The sequence below is a fragment of the Shewanella mytili genome (assembly GCF_046765975.1).
GTDB lineage: Bacteria > Pseudomonadota > Gammaproteobacteria > Enterobacterales > Shewanellaceae > Shewanella > Shewanella mytili.
In genome coordinates this window covers 14,161-35,141 of the sequence record NZ_JBKOUD010000001.1, presented here as the reverse complement: position 1 = coordinate 35,141, position 20,981 = coordinate 14,161, and the positions used below count along the sequence as shown (strand labels likewise).

The following is a 20,981-nucleotide window of genomic DNA, read 5'->3' as shown; positions in this document are numbered from 1 at the left end:
CAATTCCGGTTATGGTTCAAACAGTTGATGAAAGTTATGCTGCAGCTGTTCTGATAATTGAACATTACCCTGGTTACGCAACCGGGCCATTTCTGCCACAACCTCCGGCAATAGCAGCGGTGTATTGCGCGTATTTGCCCGTTCAGCGGGTGCCATGGCGGGCGCATCGGTTTCTACCAATAAGGCTTCTGCGGGCAACTGCATGACCGCATGACGTAATTTTTTGGCCCGGGAATTTAGCAGCAAACCGCCGATGCCCAAACGAAACCCCATGCGCCAGTAATTGATGGCCACCTCATAACTGCCACTGAAGCCGTGAATGACCCCGTAACAGCCAGGGTGTTGCCCAAGCAGCTGCTGCATCGGCTCATGACAACGCACGGCATGTAAAATCAGGGGTCGCTGCATACCTTGCGCCAGCGCCAGTTGCGGCGTCAACAGCGCTATCTGCCGCTGCCAGGAAACCTTTCGAGCGTGACCATCTGGCAACTGGGCTATGGGTTTATCCAGGCCGCATTCGCCAATGCCCACCCATAAAGGGTCATGTTTGGCCGTTGCCACTTGCTGCGCCAGGCGGGCAATGGCCTCGGGAATGTTGTCCGGGCAATACCATGGGTGGATCCCCAAGGCGTAACGCCACCGGTAGCTGCCGGCCAGGGTTATCTGCCGAGGCCAATATTCAGGCGCCACTCCTGGCAGCAATACATCGCGAACGCCAACTTGTTGCATCTGCTGCACCAGCATTGCCCGATCGCTGTCAAACTCCGGAAAATCCAGATGGGCGTGAGAATCGGTCAGCATGCGGGCCTTGGCAAACTCAAACGATTGAGGTGAAAGCCGTCCATCGCCGATGGGAATGCCGCGGCCACTTACTTGGTCTCGGTGTTGGGCTTGGCCTTGGCACCACCTTGGGCAGGCACTTTTTTAGCCTGTGGCGTGCTGTCCAATGGCGGGTCTTGTAAACGGGGCATGCAGCAACGACGGTTATCTTCCGTTAATCCCATACGGTCACACCAAGCGGTGTATTTGTGCCACAGGCTCACAACCGGCGAAAACAATTTTTTCATATTGTCTGTCCTTTGCAGTTGCTCAAGAAAAAAGCGGAGTGTTACTCCGCCTTTTATCAGTGTTCCCGTGTTTTGGCAAACTCAATATCGGGATAACGCTCCATCGACAGGTTAAGATTGACCATGGTCGGGGCGATGTACGTCAGGTTATCGCCGCCATCCAGTGCCAGATTTGGGGAGCACTTGCGCTGGAACTCATCCAGTTTCTTGGCATCCTGACAGTAAACCCAGCGAGCGGTTGCCACATGTATCGCTTCGTAAATCGCTTCCACGTTGTATTCGGATTTTAACCGCGCTACCACCACTTCAAACTGCAACACCCCGACGGCGCCCACAATCAAGTCGTTGCTGTCCAACGGTCTGAAAACCTGCACGGCGCCCTCTTCTGACAACTGCACCAGCCCTTTGAGCAACTGTTTTTGTTTCAGGGGATCTTTCAGGCGGATACGGCGGAACATTTCAGGGGCGAAGTTGGGAATGCCGGTAAATTTCAGCTCTTCATTCTGGGTGAAGGTATCGCCAATCTGGATGGTGCCATGGTTATGCAAACCGATGATATCGCCGGCATAGGCTTCTGCCGCCCGTTCCCGATCACCGGCCAAAAAGGTGACCGCATCGGAAATGCTGACGGTTTTACCAATACGCACGTGTTTCATCTTCATGCCTTGGGTATATTTACCCGACACCACCCGCATAAAGGCAATGCGGTCACGGTGTTTGGGGTCCATATTGGCCTGGATTTTAAACACGAAACCGGAAAACTCGTCTTCTGATGCCTCTACCAGCCGCTCGCTGCTTTGCCGCGGTTTTGGCGCAGGGGCCCATTTTGTCAGGCCATCGAGCATATGGTCCACCCCGAAGTTGCCCAGCGCGGTACCAAAAAATACCGGCGTCAACTCACCACAGAGGAACAGCTCTTCATCAAATTCATTGGAGGCACCACGCAGCAGTTCAAGCTCTTCGCGCAACTGCTGGGCCAAATCGCTGCCAACGGCGCTGTCAAGCTCCGGGTTGTCCAGCCCTTTGATGATGCGCACCTCCTGAATGGCATGCCCCAAACCGCTTTGGTACAAAATGGTTTCATCCCGGTGCAGGTGGTAAACCCCTTTGAATGACTTGCCGCAACCGATGGGCCAGCTGATGGGAGCGCACATGATGTTCAGCTCGTTTTCCACTTCATCGAGCAGCTCCATGGGATCTCGGATATCCCGGTCCAGCTTGTTCATGAAGGTGATAATGGGGGTGTCACGCAAGCGGGTCACTTCCATCAGCTTACGGGTCCGGTCTTCCACCCCTTTGGCGGCATCAATCACCATCAGGCAAGAGTCCACCGCCGTCAGCGTACGATAGGTATCTTCGGAAAAGTCTTCATGCCCGGGGGTATCAAGCAGGTTCACCAGACATTCGTTATAGGGAAACTGCATCACGGAAGTGGTGACCGAAATGCCACGCTCCTTTTCCATCTCCATCCAGTCGGATTTGGCATGCTGGCCCGAGCCACGGCCCTTAACGGTACCGGCCTGCTGGATCAGGTGACCGTGCAGCAATACTTTTTCTGTAATGGTGGTTTTACCGGCATCGGGATGCGAGATGATGGCGAAAGTGCGGCGTTTACCCACTTCCTGCTGAATAAGCTTATTCGACATGGATGACTATCTTCTGCGTAAATTGTGCAATGACCCGCTGCCACAGGCAGCGATGCAAGGGCCACCGACTCATGGGGTGGCAGGCACGATAACAAAGTTCAAGGGGGCTATTTTCTATGATCTTGGCGGGATAAACAATGTGCAAACCCGATAAAGCAGGCCGCAACCGCGGCCTGACAGCAGGATTTACACATTGTGTGGCATGTGGCGGGCTTAACTTCCCTGCACCGGCGCCATGGCGTTTGCCAGCAGTGCCAGTTCAACCCGGGCGTAACGGTGCTCTACAAAATCATAAATATTGGTGGCCAATGCCAATCGCAGATAGCTGGCAGCCTTGTCGTTTTGCTGCTGATGCTCTGCCACCTTGGCCAGATAGAAATACGCCTCACACAGGCGCTCCACATATTCGGAAGGGGTTTTCAGCCCTTGTTTGGCCAAGGCAAACACTTGTTGGCTGGAGACCTTGCCCAGCACAAAGTCCACCAGCACCGTGGCCCAGGCATCATCATGGAGCTGTTGCCGGTTCAGCTGCAAGGTGGCCAAGGCCTGCTTGGCATCCACGCGCTCTTGCGCCAGATACAGCCACAAGGCCCGATAACCATCAGTGGGGTCTTTTTGCCAAAACGCGCGCATGTCTGCCACCGCCAACTGGGGCCGCTCGCCATAATACAAGGCAAGGCCGCGGTTCAAATAGGCGTAATCATAATCAGGGGCCAATTCCAACGCAGAATCAAACGCTTCATAAGCGGCATCGAACTCCCCTTCCTGGGTATAGTAAATGCCGATAAAGTTGTAGGCATCAGCCATGTCCGGCTGTAATTTCAGGCTTTCATGAAAATCTATCCGCGCCATGATGCGCAAGCCGAGGCGGTCATAAATCACCCCACGGTCATAATGAAAACGGGCTAATTGTTCTTGGGTAAGTTTGGCTTTGGCAATGACCTCGTTAAGCTTTGCCAGGGTAATTTCCATTTTGTAATCAGGCAATAATGGTGCCACCAACAGTTGCCCCTGATTATCAGTGGTAGCCGAGGCCGTAGTGGCGCAACCGCTGTTCAGGAGTCCTGCCATAGCGAGCAACGCGAATATGGTGGCCCGAAAATTCAAGTTCATGCAAAAAATCCTTGTTCATCCTAATGCGCTGTTCATCATAGCAACAGTGCCCTGTCACTGCCATTGGTGCCGCCCGTGAAGCCAAAAAATTGTCAATTGCCACAGCGTTTAACCATAAAAAAAGGAGATCCGCAGATCTCCTTTTTTATGGTTCAGCTGAGATTATTCAGCAGTTGTCTCGGCAGGTGCAGCCGCTTGCTGTGCTTCCTTGATGGACAAGCGTACACGCCCTTGGCGGTCCACTTCCATTACCTTAACGGCAACTTCCTGGTTCAGCTGCAGGTAGTCAGACACATTGGCCACGCGTTCTTCTGCAATCTGTGAAATGTGCACCAAGCCATCTTTACCTGGCAGGATGTTCACAAAGGCACCGAAGTCCACAATGCGAATAACCTTACCCTTGTAGATGCGGCCCACTTCAACTTCGGAAGTGATCTCTTCAATGCGGCGAATGGCCTCTTTGGTGGCTTCCGCATTGGTGGACGCGATTTTCACGGTACCGTCATCTTCCAGTTCGATGGTGGTGCCGGTTTCTTCGGTCAGGGCACGGATGGTGGCGCCGCCCTTACCAATCACGTCACGGATTTTTTCCGGATTGATCTTGATGGTGGTAATGCGTGGTGCATGGTCGGAGATGTCTGGACGTGCCTTGTTGATGGCCTGATCCATTACATTCAGGATATGTACCCGTGCGCCATAAGCTTGTTGCAGGGCAATTTCCATGATCTCTTTGGTGATGCCTTCAATTTTGATGTCCATCTGCAGCGCAGTAACACCATCACGGGTACCGGCCACTTTGAAGTCCATGTCGCCCAGGTGGTCTTCATCACCCAGAATGTCTGACAGTACCACAAAGTCATCACCTTCTTTTACCAGACCCATGGCAATACCGGCAACGGAGGTCTTGATAGGCACGCCGGCATCCATCAACGCCAGGGAGCTGCCACACACGGAGGCCATGGAGCTGGAGCCGTTGGACTCGGTGATTTCAGATACAACACGTACGCTGTACGGGAATTCAGCTTCTGAAGGCATTACCGCATTAACACCACGCCAAGCCAGTTTGCCGTGACCGATTTCACGACGTTTTGGCGAGCCGACCATGCCGGTTTCACCCACTGAATATGGAGGGAAGTTATAGTGCAGCATGAAGCGTTTGGTGCGTTCACCCAAAATGGAGTCCACTTTCTGGGCGTCACGCTCGGTACCCAAGGTACAGGTTACCAGCGCCTGGGTTTCACCACGGGTAAACAGGGCGCTACCGTGAGTACGGGGCAGTACGCCAGCCATTACGCTCAGGGCGCGCACCATGTCAGGTTCGCGGCCATCGATACGTGGCAGTCCTTTCAGGATGCGGCTACGTACCACGCGTTTTTCCAGGCTGCCCAGCAAAGTGTCCACTTCGGAAGTGTCAACTTCGGCATCTTCCGCCAGCAGTTTTTCAGTCACGGCTTTTTTGATGTCAGCCACGGCCTGATAACGTTCCTGCTTGGCAGTAATCTGGTAAGCATTGGTAAAGTCGGCTTCAGCCAGTGCCTTGATTTTCTCTGCCAGGGTTTCGTTTTTAGCAGGAGCACTCCAGTCCCAACGAGGCTTGCCCGCTTCTTTCTGGAATTCAGTGATGGCATCAATCACAACCTGTTGTTGTTCATGACCATAAACCACCGCACCCAGCATCACTTCTTCAGGCAGGATGTTGGCTTCGGATTCCACCATCAACACGGCGTTTTTGGTACCGGCAACCACCAGGTTCAGGTCGCTGGTTTCCAAATCCGCAATGCTTGGGTTCAAGACGTATTCACCATTCATGTAACCCACGCGGGCAGAGCCCAAAGGACCATTGAATGGAATACCAGAAACCGCCAGTGCCGCAGATGTCCCGATCATGGAGATGATGTCCGGCTCAATCTGTGGGTCCACGGAAACGACAGTAATGATAACCTGCACTTCGTTGGTGAAACCGTCAGGGAACAGCGGACGGATGGGACGGTCAATCAGGCGCGCGATCAATGTTTCATCTTCTGAAGGACGACCTTCGCGCTTAAAAAAGCCGCCGGGGATTTTACCGGCAGCATAGGTTTTTTCCTGATAGTTCACGGTAAGAGGAAAGAAGTCACGGCTTGGGTCTGATTCTTTCTTACCGACAACGGTTACCAGCACAGTGGTATCGCCCATGCTTGCCAAAACGGCACCATCAGCCTGACGAGCCATTACGCCAGTTTCTAGAGAAACTGTATGTTGACCATACTTAAAACTTTTTACTATTGGATTCACGTGACCCATTCCTTAATTTCAATAATCTTGAATTCGCGCATAAGTATACTGCAAAGCGGTTGTACAGATAAAGAGCGTAACAAGGTGACAAAACCACAAGTTTTCCATAGAGTGACAGAATATAATTTCATTTATAATGCCATGACGTTTGGGCTAACCTTATTTTAAGATTACTCGGTATTGCCTTGATAAAAGGATATTGATGCAACCTCAAAAACAGATGCCGGCTGAACGCTTCAGATCCCTCACCTGGAAGCAAACCAATCTTGTGGTTTTTACCGCACTGTTTTTTGCCATTGCCATTTCCATTGTGGAAATCCTGCTGCTGGTAACCTCAGAAAGGGAAGCGCTGCAAAGCAGCCAAACCGAAGTACTCGATTCCATCGAACAACCCGTGGAAAACGCCGTGTGGGCGCTGGATGATCACTTGGCGCGGCAAACACTGGAAGGCTTGCTCAAAATCGATTATGTCAGCTCAGCGGTCATTACGCTGGATGATGGCAGCCTGTTTGTCAGCGTGGGCAACGCCACACCCCTGCCTGATGATCTTTTTTCCGCCGTCAGCCTCAAGTTGTTCGGCGAATTTCAGCAGGTGAGCCGGCAACTGTATGAACCCGCCTATCTTGGCCACCGCCAAGCCCCCCAGATGATTGGCACCCTGCAGATAAATTACAGCCCGCGAGCCCTGACACAAACCCTCAGCAACCGCTTGCAGATGAGTTTTATCGCCACCCTCACCAGAGCCTTGCTCATTACCCTGGTGCTGTCGCTGCTATTCCACCGTTTTTTAACCCAGCCCATCGCCCGAATTGGTGAGGCCATTGATCGTATTGACCCGGAATCCCCGGATGAACACCTGCTGCCCATGTTCAACAACCATCAGAATGATGAGCTGGGACGGGTATCTGCAAAATTCAATCAAATCCTGATCCAGTTTGGTAAAACCCAGGCCAAGTTGCGCAAACTGGCCACCAGGGATTCCCTCACCGGGTTACCCAATCGCACCTTGCTCATCGAAGCCCTGTCGGTTGCCATTCAACGCGCCAGCGTGCACAACAGTAATTTGGTGCTGCTGTTCATCGATTTGGATCGTTTTAAAAACATCAATGATTCTTTGGGGCACAGTCGGGGCGATCAGTTTTTGATCCGCATCGCCATGCTGCTCAAACGCTTTGTGGGGAAAAAAGGGCTGGTGGTGCGTTTGGGGGGGGATGAGTTTGTCATCCTCACGGAATATCTCCACTCACCCAATCAGGCCGTGGATTATGTGGAGAAATTGTTTGAACAGCTGAAATTGCCCATCAAGCTGGGCGATCATGTCATCCATCCATCCGCCTCTGTAGGCATTGCCTTGTATCCCGATGACGGAGATAGTGCGGAGGCGCTGTTGCGGCATGCCGATATTGCCATGTACAGTGCCAAAGCGGCAGGCTCCAATAAATGGGCGTTTTTCAAACAGCAGATGACCGAGCGTGCGGTGACCCGGCTGCGCATGGAGGCCTCTCTTTATGAGGCCATTCAAAATCATGAGTTTTTATTGCATTTCCAGCCCCAAATGAATTTGCAAAATGGCAAGCTCACCGGCTGTGAGGCGCTCATTCGCTGGCAACGGGGTGACAAGCTGATAAGCCCCATGGCATTCATTCCCATTGCTGAAGAAACCGGCATCATCCTTGCCATTGGCAAATGGGTGATAGAACAAAGCTGCAAAACCCTCAGTCACTGGCAAAAACATTACGGTTTTGAAACCACCATTGCCTGTAACCTGTCAGCCAAACAGTTTGCCGATCCGGAGCTCATTCCTTATATAAAACGCATGGTAATGCGCTATCAAATTCCGCCAAAATGCCTGGAAATTGAAATTACCGAAACATCCTTCATGAATGACGTGGAGCAGGCAATCGCCAAATTGCAGCAATTAAAAACGGCGGGATTCGGCATTGCGGTGGATGATTTCGGTACCGGCTATTCATCCCTGTCTTACCTGCGCCGCCTGCCGCTCACTACGCTAAAAATCGACAGGGCTTTCATTTCCGGGCTACCGGAAAATAACGCGATTGCGTCCACGGTACTGACGCTTGGGAAACAGCTGGACTTACAGATAATTGCAGAAGGGATTGAAACCCAGCAACAGTTCGACTGGCTTAAACACCATGGTTGCGCCATGGGGCAAGGGTATTATTTCAGTGCGCCGGTAACGCTGGAGCAATTTGAAAGCGATTACGTGCTCCCGCAAGCGAACATGGCATCAAAAACCACTGAATCCAGCAGTTAATGGTAATGGCGCCATTACCCGGACATTAAAAAAGGAGGCATAAGCCTCCTTTTTTAATGAGAAACTGATTAGCGACGCAGGCCCAGCTTCTGGATCAGAGCGGTATAACGCTGTGCATCTTTTTTATGCAGGTAGCTCAGCAGCTTACGACGAGAGCTAACCATACGCAGCAGACCACGGCGAGAGTGATGATCTTTAGCGTGTGTTTTAAAGTGATCCTGCAGATGGTTGATCTGGGCAGTCAGCAGTGCAACCTGAACTTCTGGTGAACCAGTGTCGTTTTCGCAACGGCCAAATTCAGCCAGGATTTCAGCTTTCTTTTCAGTACTTAGTGACATGAGTCTCTCCAATTGATAATTTCATTTACCTCAGCCGATCACTAACTCAGCCAAGGGCGCAGCATAATACCCTGTAACCGGGAGCAGCGCAAGCTCAACCCGCCGTATGATGGGCCGTCGTCTCTGGGCGAAGTACCATTAACCGTTTGGGTGCCAATAGGCCGTCATCATTCATGGTGCCTATGCCAATAAAGCGATGCGCATCACCCAGCGTAATGCGCACCAATTCACCGGGCTGCAGGCCATTCACCCGGACGGGATTGCCGTTAAGCAGGTAGCTGCCAAGGGCATCCGGCACGTTGCATTCGGCCAAGTCCGCCACGGCGGCATCGGCTGGCAACAGTAACGGATCAAGCAGTTGGGATGGCACAATGCCCTGCTCCAATGCCTGATCCAGTAATTGCTGCAGTTGCTCCAGCGTGACCATTCGCGCCATGGGATAATTACCCACCGCTAGACGCCGCAACATCACCACATGGGCACCACAGCCTAACATCTCCCCCAAGTCATCCACGATGGTACGGATATAAGTGCCTTTTGAGCAGTGAATTTCCAGGGTTAGCAAATCCTGCTCCAGGGAGATGAATTTCAGCTCATAAACGGTGATGGGCCGGGCTTCCCGGGGCACCACTTTCCCTTCCCGCGCATATTTGTACAGGGGTTGCCCCTGATATTTCAGCGCGGAGAACATGGATGGCACCTGCTGTGTGTCCCCCCGGAAATGCTCTAGGGCATCTTCCAACTGTTGCGAGGTAAAGGTTAAGGGCCGTTCACTGACCACCTCACCATCAGCATCACTGGTGTCGGTACGCACCCCTAATTTTGCCGTGACCAGGTAGCGTTTATCCGCATCCAGCAAGTGCTGGGAAAATTTGGTCGCCTCGCCCAAACAGATGGGCAACATGCCGGTGGCTAAAGGGTCGAGCGCACCGGTGTGGCCGGCCTTTGCGGCATTATAAATGCGCTTGACCCGCTGCAAGGCGTGATTGGAGCTAATACCGGTAGGCTTATCCAGCAGGACAACGCCATCCACGAAACGGCCCTTGGGTCGTTTTGCCATCAGTCGTTTTCCTTATCAGCATGCTCTGCATCAATTGCCACGTCATCATGCTCGCTTTGCTGATGTTTCGCCTTGTCGCTATTGACGACCTGGGTCACCAGATTGGACATGCGCATCCCTTCCACCAGGGATTTATCGTATACAAAACGCAGCTCTGGCATTACCCGCAGCTTCATTCTGCCAGCCACCAGCGTGCGCACATAAGGTGCCGCTTTGGTCAGTGCCGCCATTTTTTCCTGAATGCGCTCAGGATCTTCTTCAAACAGGGTGACATACACTTTGGCAAAGCTGAGATCCCGCGACACGTCCACATCGTTTACGGTAACCATGCCAATGCGGGGATCTTTCATGTCACGTTGCAATACAAACGCCAATTCCTGTTGCAACTGCTGGGCTATACGTCGGGTACGGCTAAATTCTCTTGCCATTTGGATACTCCCCCAAATCAATAAAGGCGGCCGAAGCCGCCCTTGTCATCTGACTAACCCGCTTTTTATAGGCTACGGGCTACTTCGACGGTTTCAAACACTTCAATCTGGTCGCCTACGCGCACATCATTATAGTTCTTAACGCCGATACCACATTCGGTACCTGAACGAACTTCTGTGACGTCATCCTTAAAGCGACGCAGTGATTCCAGCTCACCTTCGTAAATCACCACGTTATCACGCAATACACGAATAGGAGCGCTGCGTTTCACCAGACCTTCAGTGACCATACAACCGGCAATTGCACCCAGTTTTGGTGACTTGAACACGTCCCGAACTTCAGCCATACCAATGATCTGCTGCTTGAATTCCGGTGCCAGCATACCACTCATGGCAGCTTTCACTTCATCAATCAGATCATAAATCACGCTGTAATAACGCAGGTCAACGCTTTCGCTTTCAATGGTCTTGCGGGCCTGAGAGTCCGCACGCACGTTAAAGCCGACCATAATCGCGTTGGAAGCCGCAGCCAATGTGGCATCGGTTTCGGTCAACGCACCCACGCCGCTGGCGATGATGCTGACTTTCACTTCGTCGGTAGACAGGCGGCTCAAGGAGTCGGAAATCGCTTCCAGGGAACCCTGTACATCCGCTTTCAGCACGATGTTCAGTTCCTGCACTTCGCCTTCGGTCATGTTGGCAAACATGTTTTCCAGCTTGGCTTTCTGCTGACGGGCCAGTTTCACTTCGCGGAATTTACCCTGACGGTACAGTGCCACTTCACGGGCCTTGCGTTCGTCTTTAACCACGGTTGCTTCATCACCGGCAGAAGGCACCCCTGACAAACCGAGGATTTCCACAGGAATGGAAGGGCCAGCCTGAGTGATGCTGTTGCCGTCTTCATCCTTCATGGCGCGCACTTTACCGTATTCCAAGCCACACAGTACGATGTCGCCCTGATGCAAAGTACCTTCCTGCACCAGTACGGTAGCCACGGGGCCACGGCCTTTGTCCAGTTTGGACTCGATAACCACACCGGCAGCCATGCCGTCTTTCACGGCGGTCAGCTCCAGCACTTCGGCTTCCAGCAAAATGGCTTCCAGCAATTCATCTACGCCCTGACCGGTTTTGGCAGACACATAGACAAACATGTTATCGCCGCCCCACTCTTCTGACATAACGCCATGCTGGGACAGTTCGCTTTTCACCCGTTCCACATCGGCTTCAGGCTTATCGATTTTGTTCACGGCCACAATCAGTGGCGCGCCGCCGGCTTTGGCATGCTGGATGGCTTCGATGGTCTGAGGCATTACCCCGTCATCTGCAGCAACCACCAGGATAACGATATCCGTGGCTTTGGCTCCGCGAGCACGCATGGCGGTAAATGCCGCGTGTCCGGGTGTATCCAGGAAGGTGATCATGCCGTTGTCAGTTTGCACATGATAAGCACCGATATGCTGGGTAATGCCACCGGCTTCACCGGACGCCACTTTAGTGCGGCGGATATAATCCAGTAATGAGGTTTTACCATGGTCAACGTGACCCATGATGGTCACAACCGGTGCACGTGGCTCAACTTTGACATCTTCGCCATCACGATCGGCCAACACTTCATGTTCCAGTTCGTTTTCACGCACCAGAATCACTTTGTGGCCCATCTCCTCGGCAACCAGCTGGGCAGTTTCCTGATCCAGTACCTGGTTGATGGTCACCATGGTGCCCATTTTCATCATCATCTTGATGATTTCAGCCGCTTTAACGGCCATACGCTGTGCCAGGTCAGCCACGGTGATGGTTTCGCCAATGCGCACATCACGGTTTACCGCGGCCACGGGTTTGTTAAAGCCGTGTTTCATGGACTGCGGGGCTTTGCGCATGTTGCGGTCTTTACCGCCATTACGGCTCTGACGTTCATCTTTTGAACGTTTTTTACCTGACTGTTTATGGCGACTGCGACGACCGGAACGCTCTTCGTTCATGTCACTGGTATCTTCCGCTGCCCGGGCAACTTTAGAGGTGGTGATATGGTGATCGTTACGGTTTTCGGCTTCCAAACGCTGGCGCTCTTCTTCTGCCCAGCGTTTTTCATTTTCTTCAGCCATACGCCGGGCTTCTTCTGCAGCGCGAGCCGCTTCTTCATCAGCCTTACGACGTACCGCTTCTTCTTGTGCAGCTTTCAAACGTGCAGCCTCTACGCGTGCAGCCTCTGCGGCAGCCGCTTGTTCAGGAGTCAACTCTACAGGGTTAACCGCTTTTGTTTCAGGTTCTGCGTCTGCTTCCGCTTCAACGTTCATTTTTGCCTTCGCTTCTGCCTTGGCCTTAGCTGCCGCTTCCGCCTTGGCTGCTGCCTCGGCCTTGGCTTTGGCTTCTGCTTCCGCCTTGGCCTTGGCGGCGGCTTCCGCTTCGGCTTTTGCCTTGGCTTCCGCTTCTGCGGCCTGACGCGCTAGCTCTGCTGGGTCACGTTTTACGAATGTACGCTTCTTGCGCACTTCCACTTTGACATCTTTTGACTGGCCGCCAGCTGAAACACTCAGCGTAGAGACGGTCTTGCGCTGCAGTGTCATGCGTTCTGGCGCGTTTTCCAGACCATGCTGTTGTTTCAGGTATTCCAACAGATGTTTCTTTTCTGTTTCGGAAACCCGATCATTGCGTTGTTTCTTAATGCCAGCTTTGGAAAATTGCTCGATCAGTCGATCCACGTCTTTTCCGACTTCCGTGGCCAACTTTTCTACAGTAGTTTCTGCCATCAGTTACTTCCCCCTGTTGATCGACTTACTCTTCATCGCCAAACCAACAGATATTGCGGGCCGCCATGATAAGCTCACCTGCTTTTTCTTCTGTCATTTGCTCAATTTCGATCAAATCATCTACGCCTTGTTCGGCTAAATCTTCAAGAGTCACAATGCCTTGGCTGGCCAGAATAAACGCGGTATGACGTTCCATACCCGGTAATTCCAGTAACTCTTCACTCGGTTGCGCACCATCCAGAGCTTCTTCTGAAGCCAGTGCCCGGGTAGACAAAGCCGCTTTTGCACGTTCTCTTAGCGTATTGACAATATCTTCATCAAACCCTTCGATGGACAGCAATTCGGAAGCGGGCACGTACGCCACCTCTTCCAGGGTTGCAAAGCCCTCATCGGCCAGTACCTGAGCAAAATCTTCATCCACATGCAGGGCATTCATGAACAGTGTTTTCACTTTGGTGCTTTCTGCCTGATGTTTCGCATTCATGTCTTCAACGGTCATGACGTTCAGTTCCCAACCGGTCAGTTGGGTTGCCAAACGCACGTTCTGACCATTGCGACCAATGGCCTGTGCCAGGCTGTCGGCCTCTACGGCAAGATCCATGGCATGCCTGTCTTCATCCACAACGATGGAAGACACATCAGCGGGCGCCATTGCATTGATGACAAACTGCGCTGGGTTGTCATCCCACAACACGATATCAATGCGCTCGCCACCCAGTTCGTTGGTAACGGCCTGTACACGGGCACCACGCATGCCCACACATGCGCCGATAGGGTCGATGCGACGGTCATTGGATTTCACGGCAATTTTTGCTCGTGAACCGGGATCGCGGGCAGCCCCCATAATCTCAATCATCTCATCGGCGATTTCCGGTACTTCTACGCGGAACAGCTCAATCAGCATTTCAGGTTTTGAACGGGTCAAAAACAGCTGGGCGCCACGGGCTTCCGGACGTACGGCATACAGCAATGAACGCACGCGGTCGCCGGGACGGAAGGTTTCCCGCGGGATTAAATCTTCCTTATACAGCACGCCGTCAGCGTTGCTGCCCAAATCCACAATCACGCTGTCGCGGTTGGATTTTTTCACCACGCCGGTCACCAGTTCACCTTCTTTATCAAGGAACTGTTCAACTACCTGGGCCCGTTCGGCTTCACGCACTTTTTGTACGATAACCTGTTTGGCGGTCTGGGTGGTGATGCGGTCAAATTTTACTGACTCGATTTCATCTTCCACATAATCGCCAGGCTGAATCTCGGCGTTGTCAAACTGGGCAGCTTCCAGCGTGATTTCCCGGTAAGGGTTTTCCAGCGCTTCGCCGTTATTGTCGATAACCATCCAGCGACGGAATGTTTCGTAGTCACCGGTTTTGCGATCGATGGCAACCCGCACATCAATATCGCCTTCATATTTCTTTTTGGTAGCGGTAGCCAGTGCAATTTCCAAGGCTTCGAAAATCTTCTCACGGGGTACGGCCTTCTCATTGGACACCGCTTCAGCGACCAGCAAAATATCTTTATTCATCGTCTTGCCTCGTTCACCTTGAATCCATCAAAACTTTGCAATCAAGTTGCCTTTTCGGATGTTATCCAAGGCAATTGTCAATTCATTACCGGATACGTTGAGGACAATCATCTGCCCTTCCACCCGCAACACGGTACCTTTTAAATTGCGACTACCCGCCACTGGCATAGTCAACTGAATTTTCACCTCTTCACCGGGGTACATCTGGTACTGCTCAGCGGTAAAAAGTGGCCGATCCAGACCGGGCGATGACACTTCCAGTGTGTATTCAGAAGCGATGGGGTCTTCAACATCCAGCAATGCACTCACCTGGCGGCTGGCATTGGCGCAATCTTCTATGTTGATCCCCTGTTCGCTGTCAATAAACAGGCGCAGAGTGGAATGTTTGCCTGCTTTGACAAATTCAAGCCCCCATAACTGGTAACCCAGTGCGGCTATGGTTGGCTGCAACATCTCTTCGAGTTTTGACTCCAAAGTTGCCAAATTAAACTCCTGAAAAAACAAAAAAAGGGCTATATAGCCCCGATATCGCACCGCCCTGTGGGCAGTAAAATACTACATCCCAGATAACAAAAAACCCCGTGTACTACGAGGTTCTTCTTTTTATACCTGTAATTCAGTATTGATTTAATTAACACTCAATACCGGGAACTGGTTGCGGGGGCCGGATTTGAACCGACGACCTTCGGGTTATGAGCCCGACGAGCTACCAAGCTGCTCCACCCCGCGTCAACTGCAGCAAGTTTACTGATTCAACCTTCAACTTGCAATAACCAGACCGATTAAATCCCGTTTCTGGTTATAAAAATATGGTGCCGAGGGCGGGACTTGAACCCGCACGACCGTTAGGTCACAGCCACCTCAAGGCTGCGCGTCTACCAATTTCACCACCCCGGCAGGGTATTCTTAATCAGGGATTTTATCCTCTGATGTGGGTACCTGTTGTTCATTTTGTGGGGCAGGCTGAGTTTGTTCAGCAGCGCCAATGTTTTTCCAGGTATCTTCATGTTTGTTGTGATTGGCACTCAGGTTGCCAATCACCAGGCTCAACACGAAAAAAGCAATGGCCAATACAGCCGTGGAACGGGTCAGGAAGTTGCCTGAACCTGATGAACCAAATAATGTGGCTGAAGCACCGGCACCAAAAGAGGCCCCCATGTCAGCACCTTTACCCTGCTGGATAAGGATCAGAAAAACCAATCCAAGAGCCACCAACAAGTAAACAACAATCAGAACTTCATACATAACTTATGCGCTCATCGCTATGGTACATAAACTCAAAAATTCGGTAGAGTTTAAACTGGCGCCACCTATTAGTCCACCATCAACGTCCGGCTGAGCAAATAAATCTGCCGCGTTTGTCGGTGTCACACTGCCACCGTAGAGAATACGAATATTTTCTCCGATATAGGGAGAGACTTCAGAAAGCCGTTTACGGATAAACGCATGAACTTCCTGAGCCTGTTCCGGCGTAGCGCTTTTTCCGGTACCTACAGCCCAAAGGGGCTCATAAGCAATAATGGCATTATCAAAGGCCATGGTGCCGTTTTTCTCAATCACCACATCCAGCTCTTCGGCAATCACTTCAAAAGTGCGCCGGGCTTCGCGTGCAGGACCTGACTCACCGACACAAAGAATGGGGGTTAACCCGTGTTTTTGCGCCGCGGCAAATTTGTCTGCCACGATATCACTGGTTTCGCCGTACATTCTGCGACGCTCGGAGTGACCGATAATCACATAACGGCAACCCACTTCGCTGAGCATGGCACCCGATATTTCACCGGTGTACGCGCCGAAGTCGTGCTGACTGAGGTTCTGCGCGCCCATGCGAACAACCGAGCCGTTTAACGCTTCTTTATTGGCTTCAAGCTGTTGCCTTACGCCTTCCAGATACACTGCTGGTGGGCAAAGCACCACTTCTACAGCGTCGTTATGCAGCTTGGCAGCAAACTTTTTGAACAGTTCCTGCGCTAAATGTGCGCTGCCGTTCATCTTCCAGTTGCCAGCGACCATTGGGCGTCTGAGAGCCATTACCATCTCCTTTGAAAGCGGCGTGAATGATAGCGAACCACTTGTGAAGTTACAATACCAGTCCGGGGAATTTTTACGATTTACCGTGTGTTCGGCTACTTTTTATGCTCAAGTAGCCGAAGCCGGATTATTCCACGAACTAACCCATTAATTTAGTTATATTATTCAGTTGAGTACTCACGCCACGGCGTGATTGACCGCGGTAGCGATATAGTCAGCATGCTGTTTTACCCGGGCTTGGTCATCCCCTTCCACCATGACGCGGATAAGGGGCTCCGTACCGGATTTACGCAGCAATACCCGGCCCCGTTCACCCAATGCCTGCTCAACGGTTACAACAGCCGCTTTTACTTCCGCTGCCTGTAATGGGTCTTGAGCACCTTCAAAACGCACATTAACCAACACTTGGGGCAGCAGCGTGATGGGGGCAGCCAGCTGTTCCAGGGTCATCTGGTTACGGCACATGGCCGCCAGCACCTGAATGCCCGCGACAATACCGTCACCGGTAGTGCAATGATCCAGATTGATGATATGTCCGGAGTTTTCTCCGCCAATGCGCCAACCTTCCGCAGCCAGCATTTCCATCACGTAGCGATCACCCACTTTTGAGCGTTTGAAGGGGATATCAAGCGCCTTTAATGCCAGCTCCAAGCCCAGGTTGGACATCTGGGTGCCGACAACACCACCTTTGAGAACGCCCCGATTCAAGGCGTCTTTCGCCAGGATATACAGGATCTGATCGCCATCAATCACATCCCCATGGCGATTGACCATCATGATGCGATCCCCATCGCCATCAAGCGCAATCCCCAAATCGGCGCCATTGGCCAGCACAGTTTCACAAATGGTGGCCATGGAGGTGGCGCCAACCTGATCATTGATGTTGGTACCGTTGGGTTTGTCGCCAATCACTATCACTTCGGCGCCAAGTTCGCGAAAAACATTGGGCGCGATATGGTAAGTTGCACCATGGGCGCAATCCACCACCATTTTCAGGCCTTCAAGGGTTTGATCCGCCGGAAAATTGCCTTTGCAGTATTCAATGTAACGCCCGGCAGCATCGTTGATGCGAGACACCTTCCCCAATTGATGGGATTCAACACACGCCAGCGGCTTGGCCAATTCGGCTTCAATCTCCAGCTCCAAGGCGTCATCCAGCTTGCTGCCGGTAGAGGAGAAGAACTTGATGCCGTTGTCGTAGTAAGGATTATGGGAAGCGCTGATCACAATGCCCGCTTCCGCACGAAAAGTGCGGGTCAGATAAGCCACTGCCGGAGTGGGCATGGGCCCCATCAGCATCACGTTCAAACCGGCAGCGGACAGGCCGGCTTCCAGTGCCGATTCAAACATGTAACCTGAAATGCGGGTATCCTTACCAATCAGCACTTTTTTTGTACCGGTACGGGACAACACCCGACCAGCAGCCCAGCCAAGTTTCAGTACCAATTCCGGGGTCATTTTTCCAGCGCCGACCTTACCTCGCACACCATCTGTACCAAAAAATTTTCTTGTTGAACTCACGCGTAAAACTCCATGATTAAGCGGCCATTGCAGGATTAGTTGTCATATTGACGTGTTTTAATAGGCATTGTGGGTAGCCTGCAACACCTTGAGTACATCCAGCGTTTCCACCACGTCATGCACCCGAACAATATGCGCGCCGGCTTGAGCGGCCAGCATGGCGCCGGCCAAACTGCCGGCTAACCGCTCAGCCACTGGTCTAGCCAGTAGATTGCCTATCATACTCTTACGGGACAAGCCTATCAGCAATGGCAGTTCAAATTTGGCAAAATCCTGCAGATGTGCCAATAACTGGTAATTATGCTGTAACGTCTTGCCAAAACCAAATCCCGGATCCAGCAACAATGACTCCCGCGGCAATCCAGCAGCTACACAAGCGTCTATCCTCTCAGCGAAAAACGTATCCACCGCAACCAGCAGATTGTCATACTGAGGTGCCGCTTGCATGGTTCTGGGTTGCCCCTGCATGTGCATGATGCATACGGGCACTTGCAAGCTGGCCGCCATGGCAAGCGCTCCCGGCTCCTGTAGGCTACGAATATCGTTGATCAGATGGGCCCCTGCGGCCACGGCGGCGGCCATCACCTCAGGTTTACTGGTATCCACGGAAATCCACACATCGGCATTAGCAGCAATGTATTCCACTAATGGCACCACCCGTTGCAGCTCTTCGGTTACCGAAACATCGGCAGCACCTGGTCGGGTGGATTCACCGCCGATATCAATAAAATGCACGCCTGCGGTAATCATTTCATCAGCATGACGGCAAGCCGCATCGAATGCCCGAAACTGGCCGCCATCAGAAAATGAGTCCGGTGTAACATTCAAAATACCCATTACTTTGGGCGTATCCAGTACGAGACGCTTGTCTCCTGACACTAATTCAAACACATGGTCCTCTCTTGAACATCGCAATATTTTATCGAGAAGGTATTGCCACTTGCGAGCAAAAAACAGAAAACCCCACGCGGGGGTTTTCAACATTTACGACAGGTGAATGGCAACTCTAGTGGGTTTCACCGGGCTTGCTCAAATCGGCACCCGTCACATCGGCATCTTTATCTGCCTCAGGTTTGCTGTTGCCCCCGTTGGAGTCTTTGTCATCCATATGCCAATCTGCCGGAGGGCGAACATCCCGGCGGGCCATAAGATCGGCAATCTGATGGGAGTCGATGGTTTCATATTTTATCAACGCATCTTTCATCGCATGCAGAATGTCAATGTTGTCATTGAGCAACTGGCGGGCACGCTGATAGTTGCGCTCAATCAACGCCTTGATTTCCGCATCAATAATGGCCGCGGTTTCATCAGACATGTGTTTGGCCTTGGCCATGGAGCGCCCAAGGAACACTTCACCATCTTCTTCGGCGTACAACAAAGGCCCGAGTTTTTCAGAAAAACCCCACTGTGTCACCATGTTGCGAGCAATGGCGGTTGCCTGTTTGATGTCCTGGGACGCGCCGGTGGACACCTTGTCAGGGCCATAAATAATCTCTTCTGCCAAACGGCCACCGTAAGCCACAGAGATGCGGCTCTCCAGTTTGCGCCGGTTTTCACTGATGGAGTCAGCTTCAGGCAGGAAGAATGTCACCCCAAGGGCACGGCCACGGGGAATAATGGTCACCTTGTGTACCGGGTCGTGTTCAGGCACCAGACACCCCACAATGGCGTGACCGGCTTCGTGATACGCGGTGGATTCTTTTTCCTCTTCCGACATCACCATGGAGCGGCGTTCAGCCCCCATCATGATCTTGTCTTTAGCCCGTTCAAACTCTTCCATAGTCACCACCCGGCGGTTTCCACGAGCGGCAAACAGAGCGGCTTCATTTACCAGGTTGGCAAGATCCGCCCCGGAAAATCCTGGCGTACCCCGGGCAATCACGCTGGCCTGTACATCATCTGCCACAGGGATTTTACGCATGTGCACCTTGAGGATTTGCTCGCGACCGCGCACATCCGGCAGGCCCACCACCACTTGGCGGTCAAAACGCCCAGGACGCAGCAATGCCGCATCAAGCACATCAGGGCGGTTGGTGGCGGCAATCACGATAACGCCTTCGTTACCTTCAAAACCGTCCATTTCCACCAGCAACTGGTTGAGCGTTTGTTCACGTTCATCGTGACCGCCCCCCAGCCCTGCGCCACGCTGACGGCCGACCGCATCAATTTCGTCGATGAAAATAATGCAAGGCGCCGATTTTTTGGCCTGTTCAAACATGTCACGGACACGGGAAGCCCCCACGCCCACAAACATTTCCACAAAATCCGAGCCGGAAATGGTGAAAAACGGCACTTTGGCCTCACCAGCAATAGCCTTTGCCAACAAGGTCTTACCTGTGCCTGGAGGACCTACCATCAGCACCCCGGTAGGAATGCGGCCACCCAGTTTCTGGAATTTGGTGGGATCCCGCAGGTAATCCACCATTTCCTTAACTTCTTCTTTGGCTTCGTCACAACCCGCCACATCCGCGAAGGTGGTTTTAATCTGATCTTCGCTCATGAGCTTGGCTTTGCTCTTGCCAAACGACATTGCGCCTTTGCCGCCGCCACCTTGCATCTGTCGCATGAAGAAAATCCATACGCCAATCAACAGCAGCATCGGGAACCAGGAGATGAAAATTTGAGTCAGGAAACCGGATTCTTCGGCTTCCTGCCCTTTTACATTGACATCTTTACGAACCAAATCGTTGATTAAATCCTGGTCATAAATAGGCATGATGGTGACAAACTTCTCACCGCCCTTGGTCACACCTTCAATGGTGCGCTGATCGCTCTTGAACTCCACGGAAGCAACCTGCCCGGAACGGACATCATTCAAAAACGTGGAATATTCCATCTTCTGCGACGAGGAAGAAGACGGCGAGAACCCCTGGAATACCGACATCAGCACCACTGCGATGACGACCCAGAGAATCAGATTTTTTGCCATGTCACTCAATTATCAAACCTCTCAGTC

Annotated in this window: 17 protein-coding genes and 2 tRNA genes; 1 reads left to right on the top strand and 18 read right to left on the bottom strand. The window is 52.2% G+C overall.

Features of this window, described 5'->3' with window-relative positions; translation table 11 throughout:
- Window positions 1-9 precede the first annotated feature (9 nt).
- The 5 genes from ACIDEJ_RS00150 to pnp form a co-directional block, all read right to left on the bottom strand.
- A complete protein-coding gene (locus tag ACIDEJ_RS00150; RefSeq protein ID WP_411986067.1) occupies window positions 10-801 on the bottom strand; it encodes a TatD family hydrolase in 792 nt (263 codons plus the stop codon).
- A gap of 68 nt (window positions 802-869) precedes the next feature.
- Window positions 870-1,067 (bottom strand): hypothetical protein, encoded by a 198-nt coding sequence (locus ACIDEJ_RS00145; protein ID WP_411986066.1) that lies wholly within the window; start codon window positions 1,065-1,067, stop codon window positions 870-872.
- A 56-nt stretch (window positions 1,068-1,123) separates the two neighbouring features.
- A complete protein-coding gene (gene prfC, locus ACIDEJ_RS00140) occupies window positions 1,124-2,713 on the bottom strand; it encodes a peptide chain release factor 3 (RefSeq protein WP_411986065.1) in 1,590 nt (529 codons plus the stop codon).
- Between the two features lie 213 nt (window positions 2,714-2,926).
- Window positions 2,927-3,826 carry a lipoprotein NlpI gene (gene nlpI, locus ACIDEJ_RS00135; RefSeq protein WP_411986064.1) on the bottom strand — a complete coding sequence of 300 codons (900 nt, stop codon included), beginning with the start codon at window positions 3,824-3,826 and terminating at the stop codon, window positions 2,927-2,929.
- A gap of 162 nt (window positions 3,827-3,988) precedes the next feature.
- Window positions 3,989-6,100 carry a polyribonucleotide nucleotidyltransferase gene (gene pnp, locus ACIDEJ_RS00130; protein ID WP_411986063.1) on the bottom strand — a complete coding sequence of 704 codons (2,112 nt, stop codon included), beginning with the start codon at window positions 6,098-6,100 and terminating at the stop codon, window positions 3,989-3,991.
- Between the two features lie 202 nt (window positions 6,101-6,302).
- Between pnp and ACIDEJ_RS00125 the strand changes: the two genes are divergently transcribed.
- The gene (locus ACIDEJ_RS00125; protein ID WP_411986062.1) at window positions 6,303-8,375 is read left to right on the top strand and encodes a putative bifunctional diguanylate cyclase/phosphodiesterase; all 2,073 of its coding nucleotides are present in this window, start codon (window positions 6,303-6,305) and stop codon (window positions 8,373-8,375) included.
- Between the two features lie 68 nt (window positions 8,376-8,443).
- Here ACIDEJ_RS00125 and rpsO read toward each other — a convergent pair whose 3' ends face one another.
- From rpsO to ftsH, 13 genes are all read right to left on the bottom strand, one after another.
- Complete coding sequence (gene rpsO, locus ACIDEJ_RS00120) at window positions 8,444-8,713, bottom strand: 30S ribosomal protein S15 (protein WP_411986061.1); 270 nt, start codon at window positions 8,711-8,713, stop codon at window positions 8,444-8,446.
- Between the two features lie 94 nt (window positions 8,714-8,807).
- Window positions 8,808-9,773 carry a tRNA pseudouridine(55) synthase TruB gene (gene truB / locus ACIDEJ_RS00115; RefSeq protein WP_411986060.1) on the bottom strand — a complete coding sequence of 322 codons (966 nt, stop codon included), beginning with the start codon at window positions 9,771-9,773 and terminating at the stop codon, window positions 8,808-8,810.
- A complete protein-coding gene (gene rbfA / locus ACIDEJ_RS00110) occupies window positions 9,773-10,201 on the bottom strand; it encodes a 30S ribosome-binding factor RbfA (RefSeq protein WP_411986059.1) in 429 nt (142 codons plus the stop codon). Before rbfA ends, truB begins: the two co-directional genes overlap by 1 nt.
- 65 nt (window positions 10,202-10,266) lie before the next feature.
- Complete coding sequence (gene infB, locus ACIDEJ_RS00105) at window positions 10,267-12,948, bottom strand: translation initiation factor IF-2 (protein WP_411986058.1); 2,682 nt, start codon at window positions 12,946-12,948, stop codon at window positions 10,267-10,269.
- A gap of 25 nt (window positions 12,949-12,973) precedes the next feature.
- Window positions 12,974-14,473: a transcription termination factor NusA gene (nusA, locus tag ACIDEJ_RS00100; RefSeq protein WP_411986057.1), complete on the bottom strand. Its 1,500-nt coding sequence runs from the start codon at window positions 14,471-14,473 to the stop codon at window positions 12,974-12,976.
- Window positions 14,474-14,500: 27 nt separating this feature from the next.
- The gene (gene rimP / locus ACIDEJ_RS00095; protein ID WP_411986056.1) at window positions 14,501-14,956 is read right to left on the bottom strand and encodes a ribosome maturation factor RimP; all 456 of its coding nucleotides are present in this window, start codon (window positions 14,954-14,956) and stop codon (window positions 14,501-14,503) included.
- 169 nt (window positions 14,957-15,125) lie between these two features.
- Window positions 15,126-15,202 (bottom strand) — tRNA-Met (locus tag ACIDEJ_RS00090).
- 81 nt (window positions 15,203-15,283) lie between these two features.
- Window positions 15,284-15,370, bottom strand: a tRNA-Leu gene (locus ACIDEJ_RS00085).
- 9 nt (window positions 15,371-15,379) lie between these two features.
- Window positions 15,380-15,718, bottom strand: a complete 339-nt coding sequence (gene secG / locus ACIDEJ_RS00080) for a preprotein translocase subunit SecG (protein ID WP_411986055.1) — start codon at window positions 15,716-15,718, stop codon at window positions 15,380-15,382.
- A 3-nt stretch (window positions 15,719-15,721) separates the two neighbouring features.
- Window positions 15,722-16,504, bottom strand: coding sequence for a triose-phosphate isomerase (gene tpiA / locus ACIDEJ_RS00075; RefSeq protein WP_411986054.1), 783 nt, complete (start codon window positions 16,502-16,504; stop codon window positions 15,722-15,724).
- Between the two features lie 177 nt (window positions 16,505-16,681).
- Window positions 16,682-18,025 carry a phosphoglucosamine mutase gene (gene glmM / locus ACIDEJ_RS00070; protein ID WP_411986053.1) on the bottom strand — a complete coding sequence of 448 codons (1,344 nt, stop codon included), beginning with the start codon at window positions 18,023-18,025 and terminating at the stop codon, window positions 16,682-16,684.
- Between the two features lie 57 nt (window positions 18,026-18,082).
- Window positions 18,083-18,916: a dihydropteroate synthase gene (gene folP, locus ACIDEJ_RS00065; protein ID WP_411986052.1), complete on the bottom strand. Its 834-nt coding sequence runs from the start codon at window positions 18,914-18,916 to the stop codon at window positions 18,083-18,085.
- A 115-nt stretch (window positions 18,917-19,031) separates the two neighbouring features.
- Window positions 19,032-20,963 (bottom strand): ATP-dependent zinc metalloprotease FtsH, encoded by a 1,932-nt coding sequence (gene ftsH / locus ACIDEJ_RS00060; RefSeq protein ID WP_411986051.1) that lies wholly within the window; start codon window positions 20,961-20,963, stop codon window positions 19,032-19,034.
- Window positions 20,964-20,981: the final 18 nt, after the last annotated feature.

Excerpts from the sequence above, each read along its gene's own strand:
- nusA (WP_411986057.1), bottom strand. The coding sequence starts at position 14,473 with ATGAATAAAGATATTTTGCTGGTCGCTGAAGCGGTGTCCAATGAGAAG.
- tpiA (WP_411986054.1), bottom strand. The coding sequence starts at position 16,504 with ATGGCTCTCAGACGCCCAATGGTCGCTGGCAACTGGAAGATGAACGGC.
- truB (WP_411986060.1), bottom strand. The coding sequence starts at position 9,773 with ATGGCAAAACGACCCAAGGGCCGTTTCGTGGATGGCGTTGTCCTGCTG.
- prfC (WP_411986065.1), bottom strand. The coding sequence starts at position 2,713 with ATGTCGAATAAGCTTATTCAGCAGGAAGTGGGTAAACGCCGCACTTTC.
- ACIDEJ_RS00150 (WP_411986067.1), bottom strand. The coding sequence starts at position 801 with ATGCTGACCGATTCTCACGCCCATCTGGATTTTCCGGAGTTTGACAGC.
- ACIDEJ_RS00125 (WP_411986062.1), top strand. The coding sequence starts at position 6,303 with ATGCAACCTCAAAAACAGATGCCGGCTGAACGCTTCAGATCCCTCACC.
- rbfA (WP_411986059.1), bottom strand. The coding sequence starts at position 10,201 with ATGGCAAGAGAATTTAGCCGTACCCGACGTATAGCCCAGCAGTTGCAA.
- rpsO (WP_411986061.1), bottom strand. The coding sequence starts at position 8,713 with ATGTCACTAAGTACTGAAAAGAAAGCTGAAATCCTGGCTGAATTTGGC.
- nlpI (WP_411986064.1), bottom strand. The coding sequence starts at position 3,826 with ATGAACTTGAATTTTCGGGCCACCATATTCGCGTTGCTCGCTATGGCA.
- secG (WP_411986055.1), bottom strand. The coding sequence starts at position 15,718 with ATGTATGAAGTTCTGATTGTTGTTTACTTGTTGGTGGCTCTTGGATTG.
- infB (WP_411986058.1), bottom strand. The coding sequence starts at position 12,948 with ATGGCAGAAACTACTGTAGAAAAGTTGGCCACGGAAGTCGGAAAAGAC.
- ACIDEJ_RS00145 (WP_411986066.1), bottom strand. The coding sequence starts at position 1,067 with ATGAAAAAATTGTTTTCGCCGGTTGTGAGCCTGTGGCACAAATACACC.